Origin of the sequence: Pseudoalteromonas sp. SCSIO_11900, from assembly GCF_000576475.1 — a bacterium.
GTDB classification, from domain to species: Bacteria; Pseudomonadota; Gammaproteobacteria; order Enterobacterales; family Alteromonadaceae; genus Pseudoalteromonas; species Pseudoalteromonas tetraodonis.
This window is the reverse complement of record NZ_KK070023.1, coordinates 2,034,995-2,058,446: the sequence shown is the minus strand read 5'-3', so window position 1 is coordinate 2,058,446 and position 23,452 is coordinate 2,034,995. Positions and strand designations below refer to the sequence as shown.

18 protein-coding genes, 8 tRNA genes and 3 pseudogenes are annotated in these 23,452 nt (G+C 38.3%); 10 read left to right on the top strand and 19 right to left on the bottom strand.

Annotated elements, in window-relative coordinates:
• The 8 genes and pseudogenes from BG00_RS18075 to BG00_RS17860 all read right to left on the bottom strand — a co-directional run.
• Positions 1-470, bottom strand: a pseudogene (locus BG00_RS18075) (transposase); the annotation flags it as partial.
• Positions 471-723: 253 nt separating this feature from the next.
• Positions 724-1,611 (bottom strand): V-type ATP synthase subunit I domain-containing protein, encoded by an 888-nt coding sequence (locus BG00_RS09585; RefSeq protein WP_036982135.1) that lies wholly within the window; start codon positions 1,609-1,611, stop codon positions 724-726.
• Entirely contained in the window at positions 1,608-3,023 is a 1,416-nt protein-coding gene (locus BG00_RS09580; RefSeq protein WP_036982132.1) for a hypothetical protein, read from the bottom strand. Before BG00_RS09580 ends, BG00_RS09585 begins: the two co-directional genes overlap by 4 nt.
• Before the next feature lie 9 nt (positions 3,024-3,032).
• Positions 3,033-3,836 carry a hypothetical protein gene (locus tag BG00_RS09575; protein ID WP_036982129.1) on the bottom strand — a complete coding sequence of 268 codons (804 nt, stop codon included), beginning with the start codon at positions 3,834-3,836 and terminating at the stop codon, positions 3,033-3,035.
• On the bottom strand, positions 3,836-5,215 hold the full coding sequence (locus tag BG00_RS09570; protein WP_036982128.1) for a hypothetical protein: 1,380 nt from the start codon (positions 5,213-5,215) through the stop codon (positions 3,836-3,838). Before BG00_RS09570 ends, BG00_RS09575 begins: the two co-directional genes overlap by 1 nt.
• Positions 5,216-5,865: 650 nt before the next feature.
• Positions 5,866-6,420, bottom strand: coding sequence for a hypothetical protein (locus tag BG00_RS09565; protein WP_202807720.1), 555 nt, complete (start codon positions 6,418-6,420; stop codon positions 5,866-5,868).
• A 248-nt stretch (positions 6,421-6,668) separates the two neighbouring features.
• Positions 6,669-7,931 carry an SNIPE associated domain-containing protein gene (locus tag BG00_RS17145; RefSeq protein WP_051498243.1) on the bottom strand — a complete coding sequence of 421 codons (1,263 nt, stop codon included), beginning with the start codon at positions 7,929-7,931 and terminating at the stop codon, positions 6,669-6,671.
• Between the two features lie 10 nt (positions 7,932-7,941).
• A complete protein-coding gene (locus BG00_RS17860) occupies positions 7,942-9,345 on the bottom strand; it encodes an SNIPE associated domain-containing protein (RefSeq protein WP_150111314.1) in 1,404 nt (467 codons plus the stop codon).
• 188 nt (positions 9,346-9,533) lie between these two features.
• Here BG00_RS17860 and BG00_RS17390 point away from each other — a divergent pair.
• The 5 genes and pseudogenes from BG00_RS17390 to gloA form a co-directional block, all read left to right on the top strand.
• Positions 9,534-9,784 (top strand): annotated as a pseudogene (locus BG00_RS17390) (tyrosine-type recombinase/integrase); the annotation flags it as partial.
• A 136-nt stretch (positions 9,785-9,920) separates the two neighbouring features.
• Positions 9,921-10,158 (top strand): annotated as a pseudogene (locus BG00_RS18070) (endonuclease III); the annotation flags it as partial.
• A 221-nt stretch (positions 10,159-10,379) separates the two neighbouring features.
• Positions 10,380-12,290 carry an aminotransferase class V-fold PLP-dependent enzyme gene (locus BG00_RS09550; protein ID WP_036982123.1) on the top strand — a complete coding sequence of 637 codons (1,911 nt, stop codon included), beginning with the start codon at positions 10,380-10,382 and terminating at the stop codon, positions 12,288-12,290.
• A 119-nt stretch (positions 12,291-12,409) separates the two neighbouring features.
• Positions 12,410-13,441 carry a serine hydrolase domain-containing protein gene (locus BG00_RS09545; protein ID WP_036982122.1) on the top strand — a complete coding sequence of 344 codons (1,032 nt, stop codon included), beginning with the start codon at positions 12,410-12,412 and terminating at the stop codon, positions 13,439-13,441.
• Between the two features lie 54 nt (positions 13,442-13,495).
• Positions 13,496-13,897: a lactoylglutathione lyase gene (gene gloA, locus BG00_RS09540; RefSeq protein WP_024602990.1), complete on the top strand. Its 402-nt coding sequence runs from the start codon at positions 13,496-13,498 to the stop codon at positions 13,895-13,897.
• A 90-nt stretch (positions 13,898-13,987) separates the two neighbouring features.
• Here the strand turns inward: gloA and BG00_RS09535 are convergent, their stop codons facing one another.
• The 5 genes from BG00_RS09535 to BG00_RS09515 form a co-directional block, all read right to left on the bottom strand.
• Positions 13,988-14,254 carry a DksA/TraR family C4-type zinc finger protein gene (locus tag BG00_RS09535; protein WP_036982120.1) on the bottom strand — a complete coding sequence of 89 codons (267 nt, stop codon included), beginning with the start codon at positions 14,252-14,254 and terminating at the stop codon, positions 13,988-13,990.
• Between the two features lie 316 nt (positions 14,255-14,570).
• Positions 14,571-14,646: transfer RNA gene (locus tag BG00_RS09530), tRNA-Glu, on the bottom strand.
• Positions 14,647-14,826: 180 nt separating this feature from the next.
• A tRNA-Glu gene (locus BG00_RS09525) sits at positions 14,827-14,902 on the bottom strand.
• Between the two features lie 143 nt (positions 14,903-15,045).
• Positions 15,046-15,121: transfer RNA gene (locus BG00_RS09520), tRNA-Glu, on the bottom strand.
• 36 nt (positions 15,122-15,157) lie between these two features.
• Positions 15,158-15,233, bottom strand: a tRNA-Ala gene (locus tag BG00_RS09515).
• Between the two features lie 662 nt (positions 15,234-15,895).
• Between BG00_RS09515 and BG00_RS09510 the strand changes: the two genes are divergently transcribed.
• From BG00_RS09510 to BG00_RS09490, 5 genes are all read left to right on the top strand, one after another.
• Positions 15,896-15,971 (top strand) — tRNA-Val (locus tag BG00_RS09510).
• Positions 15,972-16,120: 149 nt separating this feature from the next.
• Positions 16,121-16,196, top strand: a tRNA-Val gene (locus BG00_RS09505).
• Between the two features lie 170 nt (positions 16,197-16,366).
• Positions 16,367-16,442 (top strand) — tRNA-Val (locus BG00_RS09500).
• Positions 16,443-16,491: 49 nt separating this feature from the next.
• Positions 16,492-16,567, top strand: a tRNA-Val gene (locus tag BG00_RS09495).
• 403 nt (positions 16,568-16,970) lie between these two features.
• Positions 16,971-18,602 carry a response regulator gene (locus tag BG00_RS09490; protein WP_036983433.1) on the top strand — a complete coding sequence of 544 codons (1,632 nt, stop codon included), beginning with the start codon at positions 16,971-16,973 and terminating at the stop codon, positions 18,600-18,602.
• 125 nt (positions 18,603-18,727) lie between these two features.
• On the opposite strand, the gene msrB is transcribed toward BG00_RS09490, so the two are convergent.
• The 6 genes from msrB to zipA form a co-directional block, all read right to left on the bottom strand.
• On the bottom strand, positions 18,728-19,168 hold the full coding sequence (gene msrB / locus BG00_RS09485) for a peptide-methionine (R)-S-oxide reductase MsrB (protein ID WP_033103821.1): 441 nt from the start codon (positions 19,166-19,168) through the stop codon (positions 18,728-18,730).
• A gap of 89 nt (positions 19,169-19,257) precedes the next feature.
• Complete coding sequence (locus BG00_RS09480; protein ID WP_036982118.1) at positions 19,258-19,704, bottom strand: hypothetical protein; 447 nt, start codon at positions 19,702-19,704, stop codon at positions 19,258-19,260.
• Between the two features lie 6 nt (positions 19,705-19,710).
• Positions 19,711-20,211, bottom strand: coding sequence for a DUF2919 domain-containing protein (locus BG00_RS09475; RefSeq protein WP_036982115.1), 501 nt, complete (start codon positions 20,209-20,211; stop codon positions 19,711-19,713).
• Positions 20,208-20,552 (bottom strand): DUF3392 family protein, encoded by a 345-nt coding sequence (locus tag BG00_RS09470; protein ID WP_013465302.1) that lies wholly within the window; start codon positions 20,550-20,552, stop codon positions 20,208-20,210. Before BG00_RS09470 ends, BG00_RS09475 begins: the two co-directional genes overlap by 4 nt.
• Complete coding sequence (ligA, locus tag BG00_RS09465; RefSeq protein ID WP_036982113.1) at positions 20,545-22,566, bottom strand: NAD-dependent DNA ligase LigA; 2,022 nt, start codon at positions 22,564-22,566, stop codon at positions 20,545-20,547. Before ligA ends, BG00_RS09470 begins: the two co-directional genes overlap by 8 nt.
• A 78-nt stretch (positions 22,567-22,644) precedes the next feature.
• Positions 22,645-23,391, bottom strand: coding sequence for a cell division protein ZipA (gene zipA, locus BG00_RS09460; protein ID WP_036982112.1), 747 nt, complete (start codon positions 23,389-23,391; stop codon positions 22,645-22,647).
• Between the last annotated feature and the right edge of the window lie 61 nt (positions 23,392-23,452).

Below are 23,452 nucleotides of genomic sequence, written 5' to 3'. Positions count from 1 at the left end.
TTGTCGAGTGCATCAAGACTGCGAGATTGCCACGCTTTAAGCTCTGGTATTAGCTGGTCAGTCACAGCGGTTATTGTGGCTTCTGATACTTCAATGCCATACATTTCTTGAATGTGACTGCGAATATCACGATAGCTCATGCCTAACGCAAACATAGATAGGACTTTTTGGTCAATTTCTGGCGTTAACTTAGTTTGGTTTTTCTTAACGAGTTGCGGTTCAAAGGAGCCAGCGCGGTCTCTTGGTGTTTCAAGTTCAAATTGACCTACAGATGATTTAACGGTTTTTTTGCTAGTGCCGTTCTTACGGTTTGGTTGCAGATCAGATTCTAGATGCTGCTCTAGCTCTGCTCTGAGTGCAGCTTCAGTTAATTGTTTAATTAGCGGTGTTAAAACACCATCTTCACCAGTTAACCCTTTACCAGATTGAAGTTCAGCTAATGCTTTGTTGAAGTCGAAAGATTGAGTCATGTGTCACTCCTGTTTTCTTAATATTACTGAAATGACACAGATTTCTAAACACTACCCAAGATCGACTATTTTTTGATGGGGCCTAATTTCAATTCACTTCTTGGTAAAGATTGCTTTATAAAAATTAGCAAGCTTAGACTTAAATGAAGATGTATTTTCTGTGCTCGTCAAAGCCAATTTTGCAATATATAAAGAAGTTTCTTTGTGCTCCTTTAAAAAATTATCTCTGTCTATAGATAATTTATCTAACTTTTTATCTGTCATATAAGTCGCGACTTAAAAATTTGTAAAAATGATTTTCAATGCCTAACAAGTAATTCTTAAAAGCCGCTTTCGACTGTGAATGGTCAAATACTCTAACTATATGTCTGCAGTCATTAGCTACCGATTCTCTATATAAAGAATTAGACGCTTTCCATAGTTCTGAGTTCGTAGTGTACTTTCCAATAACACTGTGAATATTAGTATTACTACGAGCCTCAGTAGTTCTACTTTGAGGCCAACCTTCTAAAACTTCGACATACTTTTCATTTATAATTATACTAAACACATATTGAGCGGCACCTGTTTTTTTATCAGCCCAGCATGGTGGATGATCTAAGCCATTTCCTAACTTTTCAATTTTATTCCTTAGGTTTTTATTTTGACCTTCAACATTTGCATGTTGTTTTACAATTTCTTGCAACACTTCAGGCAAAGAGCTATCAGTAAAACCCTCGTTTAATACTATTTCTTTAGCTTCTTGAAACTCTCTAATTTCTCTTTTGATATTATCAATATCATCACTTGATGAAACATTAACAATTTCGTTAAGTGAGCTGGTTGCCTCTTGTAATTCAATTTTTGTAACTTCTAGCTCCTTTATAGCTTTCCTCCCCAAAACTAATTCATTAAATAACTCTTCGGGAGCAATATTAGATTGAGAGCTAAAAAAATCAGACGTTGATTCCAAAGATTCTCTAAGTTCTTTAATTTCTGCCTCAAGCTCACTTTTATCTTCAGCCCTTGAGTCAAGTTGCTCTGATATATTACTTATTTTCCAAGAAGAAAAAATAAGTAATATAAAGAAAAATATAAATGCTAACTCAGTCAATGAAGTTTCAATTATTGAATTAGCTCTTTCATGTGTGAAGTCACTCAACTCTGAGAACTCCGTAAAGCTCTAATTTGAAGAGTTAGCTGTTTATAAACTTCCGCAATATCATTTGCTAATTGGCCTGATGCATCTTCAGTAGATTGCGCAGCGCTGTAAATTTTATTGGAAGCTTTATCATTAATCGAAGTAGCTTTTTCTAATGAGGAGTTAAAGTCTTTTATAGTTCTTAGCAATTTTGATAGGTCTGCATTGACACTTTCAACGTTATCAAAAGATTCTATTGATTTGTTGATAGACTCTGTCAAGTCTGATGTTTTATTAGATATTTTGACTAAAGAGTCTGTTACCTGCTCTCCAACTTGACTTAAAGATTGAGATGCTGAGGCTACAGGCTCTATAGATGAGTTTATTTTTTCAACAACTGTATCAATACCCTTAGTGAAGTTTTCTAAACGAGCTTCTACAGCTTCTTCTGTTGTTATTTTTAAGTCAGTTATATCTGATAGACTGCTTATGATTCCTTCACTGATATTATTCAAATTATCGTTGTATTGTTTTGTGTGAGTTTTTATAGTTTCACTAAGTTTACTTTCTAAATTTGTAACATGAGATTGGAGTGTTTCTTCACTTCTTCCGTACTGATTTACCAACTTGTCTGCTAACGCTTTAAAATTAACGTTAATTTCTATGAATTTTGATTCATAATCATGCATAGAATTAATTATTTCTTTTAATGCTTGCTGTAAAGGGCTAGAGATTAAATCTGGTGAAATTTCAATACTTGATATTTTATGTGAAACATTCTCTAAACTCTCGCTAATTAACTTAGCATTAGATTGCATTGTTTCATTATAATCATTAAGAACTTTGCTATTAACATCACTATATTTTTTCAAAGTTTCTGACAATGTACTCTCAGTTTGACCGTGTACTTTATTAATAGAACTTACAACTTGCAGAGTTAAAGTATCTATTTGACCGGTAAAACGGTCTAGAGATTTTTCTATCTGATACTCCAGCCTCTCTCTGCGTTTTTGAGCCACTAATGAAAATGAAGTAACATATAAACGAGCAACTAATCCTATTATAGTTGTTACAAGGGCTGAGCCAAAACTTGCAACCATTGCGTGCATATTAACTTGTTCTTTAACCCCTAAAGAAAACAAGGATCCCATAAGTGCTACCAAAGTAAAAATAAAGCCTTGATAATAGTAACTATCTCCAATAATAGTTATTGGTAAGTCAGTGTCCTTTGATAAAGTTATGTATATATAGATAGCCATGATAACTATTGGGATAAGTATAGAAACTAATGTTGAAGTCAGTAGAATCCCCGCAATAATACCAACAGTCCCTATTAAAAGGGTTAATATAAACATATTCTTCACAGATAAAGACTCTAGGTTGTATCCTTTTCTACCACTTAGCTCTTCACTGTTATTCTCTAGCTCACTCATAAATGCTTCCTAGCTTAGTTTTTTTACTCTAGTAAGTATGCCACCACTTTTTGCAAAGAATCGTTCCCAAAAAGTGATATGTTTTCTGTTTTGTCTACCGGTATCCTTTAATCTATAAAGATAAAGTACCTCTACTTCTACGCCTTCCAAGCTTGGTATTAACAAAGAAGATATTGGCCTATTAGAAAATTGCTCAAAGTTATCAGCTTTAGAATACTGTGAATAAGAAATAGAGTGCTGCAGGAGGTCTGACAATATAATTAATTTTTTATTTCTTGCCCTTGAATTGAACAAAGAATTGATCGAAGCATATTTTATGGTTTCCATGATAGGAGAGCTATTAGCAACATTAATATCAATTAACTCATCTAAGTGATGGATTATTTTATCATGAAACTGCTCTTTCCATTGTTGATATAACCTTCTTTTATTTGAAGTAAGTTCACTTTTGTTTGTTCCATCTCCTGGATTGCAAACCTCTATAATTGGCTTCTTATCTGTAAGATCAGTATTTATTACATAAAGTGAAAAGCGGGAATCTACTGAAGAGTTTTCAACTATTGAAAATAATTCTTTTTTTGCCAAAAGTGATTGCGTTTCGTTAAAACTATCTGTTGCGTCTATAATAATTACATTATCTGTTTTAATAACACCGTCTTTCCGACAAAGAGATACCGCATCCCTATCAATTTGATCAGTTTTTAAAAAAAAGTAGCTAGCAACAAGACTTAATAGTATTAAGATTGCTAATGTAAGGTATAAAACACCCTGAGTATCTTCCTTTTTTTTATTTCTTTTCTTTGCTCTACCCATTAGTGGCTAGCCCTATCGACTTCGTTATGAAACATATTTTTTGATGAGTTGAGTTTTTCTCTCAATGAAGGCAATTGATTTTCAAGCTTATCTTTTAATTGAATTAATTCATCTCTTTTATCTTTGTAATTAAAATGTAGTGGTTCGAAATTTAATTTAAAATTGAAGTCATTTTCAAAGTATTCAGGAGGAGGGGTAGTTCGGGTTTCTGAATTAATATCTCTGTATAACTTTGTGACATAAGTTAACGCGCTTTCTGAATGAGTGACATAATTATCAAATATTTTTTTTTGCATTTCAAATGAACTAATAGAGTTAGCTAACCCTTTGGTTGAGTTTTTTATTATATGGAAATTAGCTTCTATAGTTTCGATGGCTTCCTCATATTTTTCATCGACATAATCTAATATAGCACGTTTTTCTTCCATCAAATCATCAAGTGCTTTCTCTTTAAGTTTTGCAAATCTGCCATACTTAGGATATTCATCGTCAGATTTGTAGCCTTTATACGTAGCCAAAATGAAGAAGAATATACCCACGAAGAATAGTAACCAAGAATTAATATCTGAAACAGAAAACCATCCACTTTCTATCAATTTCCACACGTATTCAGGCGCGTTATCGGGGTAACTATTCAATGCTTCTCTATAATGGGCTATAAATAAATTGCCGATACACACAAGAAACATCACTACACTAAAAAATATTAAACTGAAATAGGACTTCCATTTTATTACATGATTTTTATACCGTAAGACTAGCAACCCCATTAAAAACCCAAAAGTTACATTAACAAAAGCAATTGCAGAGGCTATTGCAATACCGCCGAGCAAACCTGAATCACTGCCCTCAGCGAAAAAGAAGCCATTAGCGATAGCCTCTATTAACATAAAGAAAAATAGTAAACCAAAAGTTTTAATACTACTGACAGGATAATCAGGTTCCCTGTTTAATTTATTCATTGACTTAAATTGTGCTAAATCTTCATTAGCTAAATCAAACTGTTTTTTTAGGTCTTTTAATTCACGCAAAGAAATTGTCATCTCTGAACGAACGGTTTGTTCGAATTCACAAGGCGAACTTGTTGCATTGGAAAAATAATGTTGAATGCTTAGGTTATTTATCTCATCACTAAGGCAGTTAAGTGACTGCTGGACGCTGTGTGATTTTTGAATAAGCTGAGTCTGAAATTTGCTTCTATATTTAATTTCATTTGAGTCTGGTGATTTTGCATTGCTATTAGGCAGTTCTTTACTTGCTTGATGCCTTGCAGATGCTACCACATCTAGCTCGATACTAATTTTTTCATTGTCAATTATCGGAAATTCTTCCGGCTTGTATATCGAAATTAACTTTTTATTTCTGAGGGCATTTAACATTTGGTTACTTATCTAACTTAAAAGTCTTTCTGAATATCAGAACTTCTTACTTAGCTAGCTTGAGTAAAATATGCTTCCGATGCTAATACAAAAAAGTCCATATAACCCAGTGACTTTACATTATTTTGTCATATTTGCAATGCGACATATAAATTATTTTAGCTAATTGTAGATTAGCGACTTCTAGGTCAATCGACTTCCCAGCTTTCAATAGACACCGGCTTATAATTTTAAAGTACAAAACGGGAGTAAACATCCGTTTTTTAAGCCTATATTGCTATATTTCGGAAGCAAATTTCCGTTTCTAGGACTTCAAAGGTAGTTATCGGAAATATACTTCTGTTTTTGAAAACGTTAACCTTAATAGCTATGAGCAACTTTTAGGGTCTTATTTGAGCGAACAACGGTCTTTAAGGTTAGCATCTTTGATAACCGCTATTCCGACATAGCGGTCATTGGGAGTTTATTGAGGTTTACGAGAGAAATTAGACATTTGCTGACGGAGGCGATTGAGAGCCTCGACTGTAGTTTGAAGGTGTAAGGCACACAATACTGATGCTGTCACATACCTCTTAATCATTAAAACCAACGCATAGTAAAAATGCCATGCGTGCCGAACCCCTCTTAAATCGTGTTAGGTGTGTTCTAAATTAGTACTTTTTGAAGTTATCTAAGCTCCTTCCACTTTCACTGGATATATTTAAAATACGGCAAACAACTTCAAAATACTGAGGCTCAATACCTTCGATTTCTTTGTATTCGCCATGATCGTTAAGTGATCGAATTATCGGGTAGTTTCCCCACAAGTTATTGCTAGTTATATAATCATTTACTTGTGTGTGTTTTGAGAACCCATTTGCCTTAAATATACCGATATATTCTTGAATTTCTGAATTCTCGCCTTGGCTTAAACTCATCCCTTTCAAAACGCTATTTGCTCTATGCTTTGTACTGTACTCCTTATAAAGTAAATACTGTTTCTCGAACTTAGTGTTACCACATGAGACTAACAGTTGGAGTTGGTTCCAGCTCAATTTTACTATATTCGTAATATGTATTGTTGAACTGTGCCCCTTTCGATTCGTCACCTGAACGATTTCATTTACCTTAAAAAGCGCAATTTGGCGGTAGACCACAGGGTCATACTTGAATTTTCTTTCAGCTGTTACCGCTGTAGGGAAAAGAGCTTTATGTTGATTAGTCAATGAAACTTGAGGTCTCACAAGTCGAGCGGTTACTCGCTCAGGCTTGGCGGCTGGGTCAGGTTTTAATGCTTCTTCAATCGTTTTCCAATCTGCAATTTTCCGAGTATATAATTTTGGGGCAAAGGCGAGTCAGCAGATAACTCGCCTGACAAAAACGTGTTAGAGCCTAAGAACCGCTCTGTGCCAGAGAAAGATGTTGATAACGCCTTGCTAACGCAATACAAAAGCTATCGCACAGCAGCTTGCCACTATGCCACTGCTAACATGTCAGTGTCTTTATGCGGCTCTAATTCGATCTCGTAACCTTCTTGGTAATTGTCGAGTGCCTTAACAACGCTTTGAACATCCACCTTAAAGAACTCTTTGCGATGATTTACTAGGTTGACTCTTTGTTTGCTGAATTCGTTATGTAGAAATTTCTCTAAACTGGGTGCATCTTCCGAATATATATATGCGTGGACATCAAACAGTTCCGGTACAGAAGCATCTCCGAGTTCTTTGACTCTCTCATCTGGATCTGCTCTTCGAGTCATGCCAATTTTTACCATCCCCTCCCCAAATGACACCCTATTAGAGATTATATAAACGTAACCAGCTCGTGTTTGTTGAGCGAGCGATTGTGAGCGAGCCTCTTTTTTCTTCAACACTTCCAGTTCCAATTTATGCAGCTCGTACAGTTCCTTTTGCTCATCAGAGCTGGATTCTAGTTTGCTCAATTCATGCGCAACCAGCTGCTCCATAATCTCACGCTCTTTCCTAGCTTTATTCGCAGCATTAATTATACGCTTTTCTTCTCGCTCTGCTTCTTTCGCGATACGTGCTTCTTCACGTTGTTCTTCTTTAATGTCAGCTTTAATCTGGTTCAATTCATATGTTAGTAGGAGCTCTTTATTCTTTAACCGGAAATAACTTTCAGACAATTGCGTTTTAACTATACGGCCTGAGTTGTTTATATCGTCGAATGTTTCACGGGCGCGTTGAGATAGCCTATTGATGTTGTTCCAATCAACCATTGAAGATGCCGCTTTAAACTCATTATCTAAACAGCGGATCCGGAGTTTTATTTCACGATTAAATAGTTTTGTAGCGCCAGCTTTGCGGCCATTAACTCTTACGTCTTTACTCATACTGCAGATACAAGCTGTTTTGTTTTTTACCATTTCCTTTATGTCTTCTTTAACTTGAGCAAGTTCTGCTTCAATTTTTCTGACTTCTTTCGTTTCCGATATAAATGCGTAAGAAGTATCATCAGAGGTACCCACGCCAAGGTTGTACAATGAAAGCTTTTTTTTGTTGTCACGTAGTCTGCTGAATGTCTTATTGTACTTTATCTGTAAGTCTGAATATTTCTCTTTAATTTGTTTTAGCTTGTCTTCTGCCCTCGATACAGGGAAGTACGCATCTCTAACTTTCTTACCATCTGCTTCGACCATTTCAAGCGCTGCGCATGATTTCCTCCACAAGAAAAATGCACCTAATGCACAAATGAATAATATAATTGTTATGAGCATGGTTATGTCCTTATATTGATGCCGGAATTGACCCAGTTAGGTTTTCGTGCGATTGCTTGTTCATTGCTTCACGAATCAAAATACTTTCTCTGTATTCCTTTGCTTCTACATCATAGTACCAGTCGCTTGACACATTCAGTTCGTCCATTGCAGCTTTTACTTGCTGGGGGCTTACCTTGAAAAACTCCTTTCGATTGTTTTCCACATTCACTCGTTGTTCGTCAAACTTTCTATGAAGCTTCTTCTCTATTTCTGGAGCATTCTGCACAAATGCCATCGTGTGCACATCAAATTTAAACGGTACGCTTGCGTCACCGAGTTCATTAATGCGATCCATCGGTTCGAGTCTACGAGTCATTCCGATTTTAACAACACCCTCTCCAAAACTACCTAGGTTTGAAATGACATATATGTAGCCGACCTTTGTGATCTGTGCTTGCGAGGTTGTGCGTTGAAATTTATTTTCTAGCTTGGCAATTTCAGATTTCATCTTTTGGATTCTTTCTTCCATGACTTTAGCGCTTGCCCCGTGCAGTTTTAAAGCTAAGGCTTGGGCTTTTTTCAGATCAGAGCTCCGGTAAGATATTTCGTCTTCAAGGTCATCGGCTTCATCTCCGGATTGATTATTTTGCTCACGGAGGATAGCTTGTTGTTTTTTCCTCTCCGCTTTCTGTCTTTCTCTGTATAAAAGCTCTCGATACCAAGCGTTTAACTCATTGATTTTCAGGTTAAAAAATTCTGCTGAGATTGTTACATTAGCCGTCTCGCCCAGTTTACCAAGTTGTTCATTTACACGATGTAGTTTATTAACCGCCGTATCATAAGTTGAATGGCGCATAGTTTTTCTTATGGCATCAAATTCTGCATTGAATGCTTTGAGCGAAAGATATCGGTAATCTTCGACCATTCGTGCACCAGTTTTTTCGCAGCCAAACCATTCCCATTTTGAGTATGCGTTTGTTGCTAGGCCTCTGCTTATGACACGATACTGATCCGCATAACATTTATTGATTTGAGCTTTAAGTTCCTCTCTGTCATCAAAGCGATAAACAGGTGGCTGTAATCCAACTTCGATATATTGTCTCTCTAGCTCAAGCTTCTCAGTGGATTCCTCGAGTGTTTTAAAATGTTCTTGACCAGAAGTGATTTTCCTTTCCACTTCTTCTAACTCACCTTCAAGTTTGGCAACCTGATTTTCAATAGATTCCTTTTCGAGGTTTTCCTTTTGACGTTGAATTTCAGCAATTTTTTCAATTCGTTTCGTGTGATTAGATTTCCCTTTGATGGCGAGAACAATTATGGCTCCGCAAAATAGCGCCGATAAGTAAACGTGTATGTCTATTCCCTCAATCATATTTCCCTTCATTTTATTATGCTTTTGGATTACCTTATCTTTTGTATGGAATATATTCAACACTACCTCTTAACAGTAACTTCCTTAATCGCACTTTTGTCGAAATCCAAACCATAACTACCATATCAACATGTTCATCTTTTACATTTATTAACGTCAAGCTGACGCTATACTTATGGATATCTTGTTGCTTATCGGATAGGAGAAACATAGGACAACGCGGCTTGAAAGTGCCAACAAAAGAAATTCGACATCATTTTCATCCACTTGTGTCAGGAAGGCGGTGAAGGCTGCTTTAAAATAGTCAGGGATTACAAAGTTAATCACTCCACATACGTTCAGAGAGTCGTTCGCGACTCATCTTTAGCAATCAGGAGAAGACATTCGCACAGTTCAAAGTAAACTTGGTCATTCCGATTTGAAGACAACGCAAATATATATTCATGTTTTACAACAAGGCGCAAACGGTGTTGTTAGCCCTTTGAGCAAAATTTTCTAGCTCGTTTTGGGGCAAATACGAGTTAGCCGATAGCCGGCTTTGCAGAATAAAACTAATTACATAAAGTTATCGTGACAGTCTCTTCATAAGTCAAAGCAGTCTTGGAAAAGTAAGTATTTTCGTTCTACGTTCATTATACTTTGGCTGGCCGACATACGCACATATTTCGTGTATCAAACCTTACTAAGTTTGCAATGGGTAAGAACGTTGTTGAAGTAGAAAAGAAGCTCGAAAAACTAGTGCCTAAAGAGTTTAAAGTCGATGTTCACCACTAGCTTATACTGCATGGACGCTATACCTGTGTTGCCTGTAAACCTAAATGCGGCAGCTGTATTAGTGAAGACTTGTGTGAGTTTAAAGGTAAAACTGAGTAGCTATATGGCAAGTGTTCCTCTACCAATACATTCTATTTCTTAATGCAGGTGCCAAACTTAGGCACCTTGATTTTTCTATAGTGCAAATTAATTAAATAAACGCTTATACCTGCACCCTTGCGAAGAGCAATTATTGGAACATTTTCAAAGTATTAATTTCACAAGCGTCAATCCTTTAGTTATGCTGTTGAGCATTATGAAATTTTATTGCGAGAATTCCTATGCTACCAATACTTCGTATCTTGTTAATTGAGCAAGATCCAGTCACCTTACAAGAGCTTTCAACGAATCTATCGAAGACCATTGTCAATTTTGAGCGAGATGATATTCATATCGATATTATTGAGCGTCTTGAGTTAAAACAAGCGTTGGACATTGTAGAGGAAGATGGTGATATTCAGGCTGTAGTGCTTAGCTGGGATTTGCAAAATAAGGTTGGCGAACGCACTTATAGTCGCTTTATCGAGCAGTTAAAAGGGATCCGCCTTGAGCTGCCAGTTTATGTTATTGGCGATGATACGAAGGGGCTAGAAATCGTTAATGAGTCGGAGGAGATTGAGTCTTTCTTTTTTAAAGATGAGGTAATTTCTGATCCTGAAGCAATTTTAGGCTATATGATCAACGATTTCGATGACCGCTCAGAGACCCCATTTTGGACTGCGTATCGCCGTTATGTTGGCGAAGCAAACGATTCTTGGCATACACCAGGTCACAGTGGCGGCTCCAGCTTTAGAAATTCTCCTTATATTAAAGATTTTTATCAGTTTTATGGTCGTAATGTGTTTGTGGGCGACTTGTCGGTTTCGGTTGATTCGTTAGGATCATTATCAGATAGCACCAATACCATTGGCCGTGCCCAAGAGTCAGCAGCGGCGACGTTTGAAGTCAAGCATACCTATTTCGTTACCAATGGGTCGTCTACCTCAAATAAAATCATCTTGCAGACATTGCTGCGTAAGGGCGATAAAGTGATCATCGACCGCAATTGTCATAAATCTGTGCACTATGGCATTTTGCAATCAGCGAGTTTACCTGTTTATTTGTCGAGTATTTTAAATCCTAAATATGGCATCTTCGCGCCGCCGTCGTTGGCCGACATTAAACAGGCGATAGAACAAAATACCGATGCGAAATTGCTAGTCCTCACCGGTTGTACTTACGATGGCCTACTGAGCGATCTGAAACAGGTGGTCGATTATGCCCATCAACATGGTATTAAAGTATTTATTGACGAGGCATGGTTTGCTTACTCGCTGTTTCATCCAAGCCTACGATACTATTCCGCCATTCATGCTGGCGCTGACTACGTCACTCATTCGGCGCATAAAGTGGTATCGGCGTTTTCTCAAGCGTCTTATATTCATGTTAACGACCCTGATTTCGATGCTGATTTCTTTCGTGAGATTTACAGTATTTACGCCAGTACATCGCCAAAATATCAGCTTATCGCGTCGCTTGATGTATGCCAAAAACAATTAGAGATGGAAGGCTATAAGTTACTCAATGCTTTGTTGAACCATGTGGAAGAATTTAAACAACAGATGGCTTCACTCAAACAAATTAAAGTACTAGGTAAGCAAGACTTTATGGAAATATTCCCGCACTTTAGTGGTGATAACATGGGTCACGATCCGCTAAAAATTCTCATCGATATTAGCGAATTACCTTATTCATTAAAGGATATTCATAAATACCTGCTGGATGAAATTGGCCTAGAAATAGAAAAATACACTCACAGCACCATCTTAGTATTACTGACGCTTGGCGGCACGCGCTCAAAGATCATTCGTTTATACAATGCATTGAAAAAACTCGATAGCGGCAAGGTTAAACTAGCCACATCAACGCGACGTTCTCGCTTGCCGGAAAATTTACCGGCTATAAACTTAGCCTGTATTCCAAGCGAAGCATTCTATGGCGAGCGAGAATCGGTGCCTATTAGTAAAAGCAATAACCGCATTTGTGCCGGTTTAGTTACGCCCTACCCGCCAGGCATTCCACTTTTGGTTCCGGGGCAGCATATTACACAAGAGCATATTGACTATCTTAAAGAATTGGCAGGACAAGGATTAACAATTCAAGGCAGTTTTGATGGCGAAATATATGTTCTTAAGGGCAAAGTTAATAAGTAAAGATATACTTTAATACAGTCGAACTCCTCATAACTAAACAGCAATATCACATGATATTGCTGTTTAGTAGAGTAAAAAGCTGATCCTCACACTCCAAAAATAAATGAAGCCAGAATGCAATGATACAATTGAAGAACAAAAAAGCGCTTACACTTCTGCGGATTGCAGCTCTCATTGTTACTCTTACTAGCATATACATTTTTGCCCCTTGGCAGTTTGCTTTATATTACTTTCACCCACTGCCCGCTAATGTTCAAGCACAAACACAAGAGGCTATTGAACAAGGAATTGATGGCATTATTGTGTATATTCATAAACAAGGACAGCAACCTGAATATTTTGCAAATGGTTGGCATAATAGAAAGCACAAAATACCCGCTTACCCTAGTGCACTTTTTAAAATTGGCAGCATTCGAAAGTTATATGATGCAGCAGCTTTAACCAAACTTTCAGCCGCTGGACGTATTGATGTAGATAAAACACTGGCTGATTATCTTCCATCATTAATTGGACGCATTGAAAACGCAGATAAAATTACATTGCGAATGATGGTAAAGCACAAAAGTGGTATACCCAATTACACAGACACTGATAATTTCGATTGGTCAATAACCTACCCTGACCCACTTATATTAGTGCTCGATAAACCCGCTGATTTTAGCCCTGATGCTGACTATGGCTATTCTAATACCAATTATTTGTTGCTGCGAAAAATTATGTCAAACGTGCTGGGTTATGATCATAACCAATTTATTAAAGATGAAATTTTAACGCCACTGGGCCTAACGCATACGTTTTCATCTGTACATGAAATCAATTTAGTAGATTTGATGAGTGGTTACTACGTAGGTTATGAGAATGATTTTAAAGCACTCGATCAAGGCTATGTGGCAACCGCACAAGATGTAGGCGACTTTATTTTTGCTTTAAACAAAGGCACTTTTTTCGATGAACAAGAGCAAGCTTTGTATGCATCACTTTATAAGTATGAACACACAGGTTGGGTATTAGGGTATTCAAGCATTGCTCGTTATTATAAAGATATCGATACAGTCGTTGTGCAGTTTATAAATACTAATGGCGATGATACTGTGATGCTCACAGAAATAATTTATAATCGGATTATTGATATTTTAACTGCGCAGCAATAGTAGTTAAAACTAGCTGCGTTATAAAAATTTATATGAATTTTAAAGAGGATTTAAATGCGTTTACTACACACCATGTTACGGGTTGCAGATCTAGATAAATCAATTGCGTTTTATACTCAAGTACTTGGTATGAAAGAGTTACGCCGTGCTGATAACGAAGAGTACCGCTATACCCTCGCCTTTGTCGGCTACGGTGATGAAACTGATACAACAGTGCTTGAACTAACCTATAACTGGGATACCGACAGCTATGATTTAGGCAATGCCTATGGTCATATCGCGATTGAGTTTGATGATATCTATAAAGCCTGTGCTGATATCAAGGCCGCTGGCGGTAACGTAAGCCGTGAACCAGGTCCAGTAAAGGGTGGCACAACAGAAATAGCGTTTGTAAAAGATCCAGATGGCTACTCAATTGAACTTATTCAGAAAAAAGAAAATATGAATAAATTTTAGTAAATATATTTAATAGGTTTACTAAGCGGCTTTTTAATTATTTAAACTTAACTCTGATACAATTTTAAAAAAGGTGCTGTATGCACCTTTTTATCGTAATTGACTATCTTTACTGCCACGCCGATTAAGCCCTTTAGAAAGTGCGCCTTTACCTTCTAGTTCAACTTGGCAGCTTACACAATACTTAACACCTGGTAACGCAAGTCTTCGTGCCTGTGGTATTGGTTCATCACATTCTTCACATAGATCGGCACTGGCTCCAGAAACTAAATTACTTCTAGCATATTGCACAGCATCATTAACGCTGGCGTCGATTTGATCTTGAATTGCACCATCGCGTGCCCATCCACTTGCCATATAACCTCCTATTTATTTGGACGTTTATATGTAACCTAACATAGGCGAAGTATATTTAAGCTGAATATAAAGAAAGGAAAGAAACTAATAATATTTAGGAGTTATTATATAAAACATTTAATTTTTAGATTTTAACTTCACTGGATAATTTTGAAGTAGTGATGGAAATGTAGGTAAACTGATTTTAGACACTTTTATTAAAAGCTATATTACTAATGAATAGTAGGTGGCGTATCAAGAGATTTTCACTCTTTTTAAATTTGCGGATAGAGTGTGTGGTGTCACACTGCTGTATATATTACTTAAAGTAAGTAAGTGGCGTCCCCAAGGGGATTCGAACCCCTGTTACCGCCGTGAAAGGGCGGTGTCCTAGGCCTCTAGACGATGGGGACGCAGAAATTGATTTGCAAATCACTGATTTGCTATTTCTGCGTAAGATGAGCCGAGCCTGCGAGGCGAATGGCATTATCTTCTCAGAAACATTTTCTGTGTCACTAGGACAACTGAATGGTTTGACTCGTTTCAGGCGAGCTGCTTAATAACACTGCACTTCCCTATTTAAAATAGGTAAGTGGCGTCCCCAAGGGGATTCGAACCCCTGTTACCGCCGTGAAAGGGCGGTGTCCTAGGCCTCTAGACGATGGGGACACAGAATATGTGTCACTAGGACAATCGATTAGTTTAACTCACATCCTGAGCTTTTAAGGTAATGGCGTATAGTACAAATAAAGACTCGAGCTTTATGTGTTACGCTATCTTCTCGGTAAAACCGCCTTTAACTAAAAGTTAAATGGCGTCCCCAAGGGGATTCGAACCCCTGTTACCGCCGTGAAAGGGCGGTGTCCTAGGCCTCTAGACGATGGGGACACAGAAAACTGTTACCCTAGGACAAACACTAAAAATTGGTGGAGCTATGCGGGATCGAACCGCAGACCTCTTCGCTGCCAGCGAAGCGCTCTCCCAGCTGAGCTATAGCCCCAACTTATTCAATACGCTCGGTGATAATCACGTCGTGTATCGCTTAGTGCGGGGCGCATTCTATGCACCCCCCAAAATAAAGTCAACAGTTTTTTGTGCGACATTATTTAAATGGTTTAAATTTCAACAAACTGGCTATCATACGTGCTAAAAAACAGATTTTCATACTAATTTAGATGTCACGTTGCGCTTTACGTTGTTGTACTCGCCACATGTATACGACTGAGTACCCTATTCAACCGATAATATGAGTTTGAATATGATTTAAAGGGTATACATTTATATGCAAATTAGCTTGGTGCTGTTTTACTACTAAAAAAGCGCTGTTCATTGGCATGTTAAACTTTAAATAACTTTTATTACCCGCTAATTTGTATCACGCAATACAATTATTGAAAGTTAGCCTTTTATTACATAAATATTTTATTGTTTATCCCACCACCAATGATATCTATTTAGTCTACGCCGCCGACTTTAAATAAACATTAAGCTTAACAATTGTTCGTTTAATATTAGTTTGTTGATAAAGTGAACACCGTTCGCACTGTATTGTTTATAAAAGCTTCATTCAGCACATTTTTATCATTCAAGTGTTGACACATTTGCAACTCTATCTATAATAGCGCCCCACAACAACGCAGCAATGTGGTGTTGTTTAGATGCGGGTGATTAGCTCAGTTGGGAGAGCATCGCCCTTACAAGGCGAGGGTCACTGGTTCAAGTCCAGTATCACCCACCACATTTTAATGTGTCGTATCTAATATTCTATATGGTGCGTTAGCTCAGTTAGAAAAAAGAGAGCTCACCGTTATTTACAAGTAACGGCAAGGTTCACTGGTTAAAGTCCAGTACTATTAAACTTTAATAGTAGCGTTTGAATTTATATGTGGGTGATTAGCTCAGTTGGGAGAGCATCGCCCTTACAAGGCGAGGGTCACTGGTTCAAGTCCAGTATCACCCACCACATATAAAATCTATTATTATATTAATAGTGATATGTATTAAAATTGTAATATGGGTCGTTAGCTCAGTTACAAAAAATGAGAGCATCACCGCTATTTACAAGTAACGGCGAGGTTCACTGGTTAAAGTCCAGTACTACTTATTTTAATAGTAGCGTTTTAATTTATATGTGGGTGATTAGCTCAGTTGGGAGAGCATCGCCCTTACAAGGCGAGGGTCACTGGTTCAAGTCCAGTATCACCCACCACATATAAAAATTTATTATATAAATAGTCGCATGTGTAAATTTGTAATATGGGTCGTTAGCTCAGTTGGGAGAGCATCGCCCTTACAAGGCGAGGGTCACTGGTTCAAGTCCAGTACGACCCACCATTCTTTGAATGGTGCATATTACAAAAATCTAAACCCTCTAGTATCATCTTCCATTTTAATTTTCATTATCCTCCACTCTTTTAGTTCACGTTCAGTATTAATTACCATTTAGAAATTCGTTACCAAGTAATTCTTCGGTTTCAAAAAATCAGTATTCCAATCACATATCAAAACCTATCTTCCGAGTTTTATTATCTCCAAAATCATTTTGTTTAAACTTACTTTATTACGCGTGCTATTCATTTACTTTAAATGGGTTTTTAGCTCTTTTAAGGTAAAAATATAAACCTTTAGAATTAATTTGCTTAATAAGCTCTCATCTTCGAGGCGAATCTTTAAATTACCTTGTAAGCGTCTAAACTGTTGATTATAGTCTGTGTTAAATTCAATTACGCTTAAGCCAATGTCTAAAAATATTTTCAATGAAGCAAAAATACTGATTGTAGAAGAGCAGCCACTTGCTCAAAGCTACATGAAACAGTCGCTCGAAAAAATTGGCTTTGGACATATGCGTTTTGCAGATCATGCTCTAGCGGCAAAAGAACAATGCTTACATGAAGAATTTGACTTGGTAATTTGCTCTTTTAATCTAAGCAAACGCCAAGATGGCTACCAGCTTTATGAAGAATTACGCGCTAAAGCATTAATAAAACACTCTACTGGGTTTATTTTTACATCTGCGGAAACTAGCGGAGAGTTAGTTCACAGTGTATTAGAACTTCAACCCGATGACTTTTTAGTAAAACCCTTCTCTGTACAAGAGTTAAGAGTGCGCATAGAGCGTATTCTCAAACGTAAAAGCGACTTAAAAGCTATATACACTTTAATTGATGACGATAACCAATCTAAAGCATTAAAACAAATTAATGCTCAGCTTGATAAAAGTAATAAATACAGCCCTATTCTGCTTAGATTAAAAGGTAATATTTTACTGGCGCTAAAACAAAACCAAGAAGCGAAAGACTTTTTTAAGTCAGTTTTGAATATTCAAAAATTTGCATGGGCAAAAGTAGGATTGGTAGAAGCCTTAATTGCTAACAATGAGCATATTTTAGCTCAACGCATGCTTAAAACTATGCTTGAACGTAATGAAACACGACTAGTTGCATTAGACTTATTAGGGCGTTTAGAAATAAAACTAAACCAATTTGAGCTAGCCCAAGAGTTTTTAAGCCAAGCGGCACATATTGCTCCACGTAATATAGACCGTCAAAAGTCACTGAACAGCGTATCGCTCATTAATAGAGATTATGAAACCAGCTACTTAACTCAAAAAGATATTGCCACTTATGCTAAGTACTCTATGCATGATAGCCCAGACATTTATTTAAATGCCGCTCGTGCTGGGATTGATTTTGCACTAACCACAGATCAAAGTGACCAAATAAACAGAATCTCCCGTCAAACAAATAAATATATTAATGAGCTAAAAACACAATTCCCAACCAGTAATGCGCAAACTCAAATCGATGTGCTCAATGCACGCCTTTATTATTTAAAAGATGAACATAAAAAAGCGAAACAGTTGATTGAACAACTTGATGACAGCGATACTCAAATACGTTCAGTCGATGGTGCCCTAGACAAGGCAAAAGCACTGCATGAATTAGGTTTTCACCAAAAGGCGCAAGCGCTATTTAGCCAAATTATTGATCATTGCGAACGTCACCCAAGTAGAAGCGATGCTACTTACTTGCGTTATATACAGCAACAGCAAAGTGAAAGACGTGATATTAAAATGGGGCCGAAAGAGCTCAATAATCATGCTGTTAAGCAGTTTGAGCGCGGCCAATTAAATGCTGCCTTAGAGGCATTCAGCCAAGCATTTAGGGTCATGCCACACAATCCAAGTATTGCGCTTAACTTGTTACAATGTTTAGTGGATAAGTCAAAAAAACAGGGTGACTCTTTCAATAGTGTGCTGGCTCAAAAGTGCTTTAAACTATTAAAAAAATCCCCCTTAGCTGAAGAGCAATCGGAGCGGTTCGATAAACTACTTCAGATTGCTAAAGAAATGAAACTAGAGATTAGTTAGGGCCTGTTTGGAATTGATGCTACGTTATCGCCTATTTATGGGGGAGTAACCACACCACATAGGCGCTGCCTTACCTAAATCCCAAACAGACTGCTGCAAATTTAACCTTGAAAGGCCAACAGGCCCTAGAGCTTTTTCATTGCCAGTGCGTTTACACAGTAGCGCAAGCCGGAAGGAAGTGGGCCATCAGGGAAAATATGCCCTAAGTGCGCATCACACACATTACAAACAACCTCAACTCGCTCCATGCCATGGCTGTTATCCATTACATACCCTATCGCATCAACCGTTGCAGGTTGTGTAAATGAAGGCCATCCTGTGCCACTATCAAACTTTTCATCTGCATCAAATAGTAGGTTATCACAACACACACATACGTACTTTCCCGGTTCTAATAGTGTGCAACTAGTTGAACTATTTGGTCGCTCTGTGCCTTTTTTACGGGTCACGTAATATTGCTCTTCGTTTAACAGTTCACGCCATTGCTGATCTGTTTTAACTACTTTTTGAACCGGTGTCGGATTGCCATGGTTGGCAAAATTAACAATATCGTTCCATTTCAACATAACAACCTCATTGCGTTATTAATTTGCTTCATACTGAACCAAAAGCATTGACTGACAGCCTATCATTACGTCTGTGGCTAACACCACGATCAACGCAATTTAAACACTATACGGTGCTTCTCTGTTGCTGTAAGTATACGGCTTACATAAGCGTGTAATTGAGCTTGACTACCAGGAATACTCACGCTTAATTGCCTGTCATTATTACTATGCACTATTAGCTCATCGTCTTTTATCTCTATTGACTCAATATTGCTGATGACTAACCAATGCGGGCCATTCTTTTTATCAAACAACCCGGTTAAACTAAAAACAAACAAATGCTGCGGATCACGCTGAATAAAGTTACGCAGCGGGTTACGCATTTTAAATAACGGCGTTAATCGGTAACAGCACGAACAAAATACCACTATCCACAATAACAATATCCCTTTAAACCAAATATGTTCGCCTAATGATAAAAAATAGCCAACGCAGATAATAATCAGCCCTATAAAGGCCACTACTTGCGCTATTTTTTTATTAATAGTGTGCATAATCTCTTACTTTTTATCGGTTGCTTTTTCTGTTGGCTCGGGCCAATCACTAAAAAAAACACTTAAATAACGACTTTTTGCCAAATACCACAATACCCACAATACAATCACCATTTGTATAGCTAAAAACAGTGAAAAGCGATAATGACTATGGGCCGCCTGGATACTTAACCACGACAAGTCTATTAGCGCGCAAGCAATAAGCGGCCAACGCATGTATCGCCAAATACTCGCTAACCGTTTCGTAGCTTGATGCGAGTCTCTGGGTCTGCGTAAACAAAACAAAATAGTGGGTACAATTGCTACGGCACCAATTGCTATGGCAATAAAAAAATCATTTTTTGATTTAAAAAACAATGACATTAGATCAAGTTCAGGACGACGGCTCAGCGCGGCAATCACCCAAATAAAATAGGCCCGCAGTAACACTAAAATACTCAAATGAAACGCTATTGGCGTACGATAGCTGCCATATTTATCCCAGTATTCAGGTCCATAACGGCTCACAACTGGTTTTTCCTATCGGCAATAGTGCCCAAAATAAAAAATGCAGCTAATAATGTGAGCCCCAACCACTTAGTACCAAAAAACAGCAAAGCTTTAGTTAGTAATGGGCTTAACCACACCACTAATAAACCAAACCCAAACGCGGTGATCAACACAAAACACGCCACCCTAATAATAAAGTGGCGCCTAGCTACCACGCCTTTGGTGAGCTTTAAAATGTCATCCGCATAAAGCGACACTAAGCACACCATCAAAAGCAATGATAAATGCGGCAAATAGCCTTGTAGCCACTGGCCTAAGTCAATTAACAGCGTATTAAGTATATTTGTAAAACTAGCCATTATGAGTCTCTAACAAAGTAATTAAATCATCCTCTGTCAGTATTTCTATACCGAGTTCTTGCGCTTTAGTTAGCTTAGAGCCGGCTTTTTCGCCCGCCACTAGCGCATCCGTTTTGGCTGAAACACTGCCAGATACCTTGGCACCTAATTGTTGTAGGCGCGCTTTCGCATCATTGCGATTAAGCGTATTAAGCGTCCCAGTTAGCACATAAGTTAAACCCGCTAGCGGCTGTTCTTGCTCTGATGGCGCTGTTAACTGTGGCCAGTTAATGCCTTGCGCTATTAATTCGTTTACCACTGTCAGGTTATGCTCTTCAGTAAAAAAGCCGCGCACGTGCTTTGCCACTATTTCACCTACATCGCTTACTTCTATTAGTTGTTCAATGCTGGCATCGATTACTTTTTCAAGCGTTAAAAAGTGATTAGCCAAGTTTTGCGCGGTTGCCTCACCGACCTCACGAATACCCAGTGAATATAAAAACTTTGCTAAGGTAGTCGTTTTTGCATCATCAAGTGCGGCAACTAAGTTTTTTGCTGATTTTGGCCCCATTCGTTCAAGTGATTCAAAGTGTCCCTGCTTTAAAATAAATAAATCAGCAGGGGTTTTGATCAGCTCTCGATCAACTAATTGATCAACAATTTTGTCGCCCAAGCCGTCAATATCTAAAGCCTTACGCGATGCAAAATGCTTAATCGCTTGTTTACGCTGTGCTTGGCATACTAAGCCACCGGTACAACGTGCAACCGCTTCACCTTCAACCCGCTCAACGTGCGAGTCACAAATTGGGCACATAGTTGGAAATACAATCTCTTTTGCATCGCTTGGGCGTTGTTCAAGTACTACTTGGGTAATTTGTGGGATCACATCCCCAGCGCGACGAATAATCACAGTATCGCCCACTTTAACGCCTAAACGGGCAATTTCATCAGCATTATGCAGCGTTGCATTCGATACCGTAACACCCCCAACAAATACTGGCTCTAATCGCGCAACAGGAGTAATTGCCCCTGTGCGACCCACTTGAAATTCAACATCTAATAATTGCGTTATTTCTTCTTGCGCCGGAAACTTATAAGCAATAGCCCAACGCGGTGCACGAGCTACAAAGCCTAAGCGCTCTTGTAAGGCTTTTTTATTTACCTTTATTACTACGCCATCTATTTCATATTTTAGCTCGCTACGACGCGTTAAAATGTCATTGTAATAAGCAAGCGCAGCCTTTGGACCTTCAACTAATTTGGTTTCTGGACACAGCGGTAATCCCCAATCGGTAAGCTTAGCAAGTTGCTGGTAGTGATCTTCAGGTAAGGTGCCATCGGCAACTAATCCGGTGCTGTAGGCATAAAACATCAATGGGCGTTTTGCGGTAATTTTTGAGTCGAGCTGGCGTAAACTTCCCGCTGCCGCATTACGAGGGTTTACAAAAACTTTATCACCACGTTTTTCTGCTTCGGCATTTAATTTTTCAAAGCCCGCGCTATCCATAAATACCTCACCGCGCACTTCAAGCTCACGCGGGTAATCATCACCGCGAAGCTTTAATGGCACATTGCGAATTGTTTTTACATTTTGGGTAATATTTTCGCCAGTAAAACCATCGCCACGAGTAGCAGCTTGTACTAATACCCCATCACGATAAATAATCGATACCGCTAAGCCATCCAGTTTAGGCTCACAGCAAAATGTAAGCTCTTCAGTGCTCATTAAACGCTCTTTAATACGACGATTAAAACCATTAAATTCGTCTTCACCAAAAGCGTTATCAAGCGACAACATAGGCACTTGATGTGCTACTTGCTCAAACTTGGCAAGCGCCGCCCCACCTACTTTTTGAGTAGGTGAATCGGCGGTTAAAAACTCAGGGTGCTGGGTTTCTAATTCGCTCAATGTACGTAACAAGCGATCATATTCGGCATCGGGTATGCTGGGTGTATCAAGCACATAATAACTATAATTATGTTGCTCAAGCGTGGTACGAAGATGATTAATTTGCTCACTAATGCTGCTTGCCATGTAGACCTCAAAAACATAAAAAAAGCCACTTTGACGAGTGAACGCCCAGTGGCTTACAAAATTTAACTTATGCGTATATTACGCAGAAAATGCGCGAACCTGCTCAACATATTGACGAATACGCTCTACCGTCATTACATTTCGCTCTGCATCTAAAATATCGGCACCAAATTCATCTGCTATTTTTTTAGCGGCGCTGTGCAGCATATTAAACGCAGCAAGGCCATCGCCATCACATGGTAGAGTCATAAATAAGCTCACGCCTGCGGTACTAAACTGTTCCATATTATCAATATCGAACGTACCAGGGTTATACATATTTACCAGTCTAAATAACACCGGCCCTTGGCCTGCAGGGTCTAGGTGACGATTAAAAAAGCCTTCTTCTGAATACTTAAAACCTAGCGTGTTAACTGCTGGCAGTAATTTACTGCCTTGCATGGTCAATCCTTCTGGCATTTGAATATGCACAATAACAAAGTCTGCAACATCTTTAGGGGCGTCTTGTTGTGTATCTACAGCCTCTTCTGTTACCACTTCAAGGTCATCTTCAATAGCTGTATCAGCAGGGCTAACATCTATTTGTGGCTCATCAGCGCTGAAGTTTAACTCACTCATTTGTGGCTCTTCTCGTTGCGCTAACGTTGGCTCTTGTGGCTCAGTATGCACAGATGAAGGCTGCTGTTCTTGAACAGGTTCAACTCGCTCGCTTGCAGGGAGTTCAGCATTCTCTTTTTTTCTTACTGACCACAAACCGTGTATTAATAAGCCACCAATGACAAACACACTGATCACAATTAAAACCCATCTTAATTCTTCGGCCATCCCCTCACCTTTTATTATTAATATGCCTAACTGCCATCATTTTACCCAAAACAACTAGCAA

Coding starts and splice junctions, on each gene's coding strand:
- BG00_RS09580 (WP_036982132.1), bottom strand. CDS start 3,023: ATGAGTGAGCTAGAGAATAACAGTGAAGAGCTAAGTGGTAGAAAAGGA.
- BG00_RS09575 (WP_036982129.1), bottom strand. CDS start 3,836: ATGGGTAGAGCAAAGAAAAGAAATAAAAAAAAGGAAGATACTCAGGGT.
- BG00_RS09570 (WP_036982128.1), bottom strand. CDS start 5,215: ATGTTAAATGCCCTCAGAAATAAAAAGTTAATTTCGATATACAAGCCG.
- BG00_RS17145 (WP_051498243.1), bottom strand. CDS start 7,931: ATGCTCATAACAATTATATTATTCATTTGTGCATTAGGTGCATTTTTC.
- BG00_RS09550 (WP_036982123.1), top strand. CDS start 10,380: ATGCTACCAATACTTCGTATCTTGTTAATTGAGCAAGATCCAGTCACC.
- BG00_RS09545 (WP_036982122.1), top strand. CDS start 12,410: ATGATACAATTGAAGAACAAAAAAGCGCTTACACTTCTGCGGATTGCA.
- gloA (WP_024602990.1), top strand. CDS start 13,496: ATGCGTTTACTACACACCATGTTACGGGTTGCAGATCTAGATAAATCA.
- BG00_RS09535 (WP_036982120.1), bottom strand. CDS start 14,254: ATGGCAAGTGGATGGGCACGCGATGGTGCAATTCAAGATCAAATCGAC.
- BG00_RS09490 (WP_036983433.1), top strand. CDS start 16,971: ATGTCTAAAAATATTTTCAATGAAGCAAAAATACTGATTGTAGAAGAG.
- msrB (WP_033103821.1), bottom strand. CDS start 19,168: ATGTTGAAATGGAACGATATTGTTAATTTTGCCAACCATGGCAATCCG.
- BG00_RS09480 (WP_036982118.1), bottom strand. CDS start 19,704: ATGCACACTATTAATAAAAAAATAGCGCAAGTAGTGGCCTTTATAGGG.
- BG00_RS09470 (WP_013465302.1), bottom strand. CDS start 20,552: ATGGCTAGTTTTACAAATATACTTAATACGCTGTTAATTGACTTAGGC.
- ligA (WP_036982113.1), bottom strand. CDS start 22,566: ATGGCAAGCAGCATTAGTGAGCAAATTAATCATCTTCGTACCACGCTT.
- zipA (WP_036982112.1), bottom strand. CDS start 23,391: ATGGCCGAAGAATTAAGATGGGTTTTAATTGTGATCAGTGTGTTTGTC.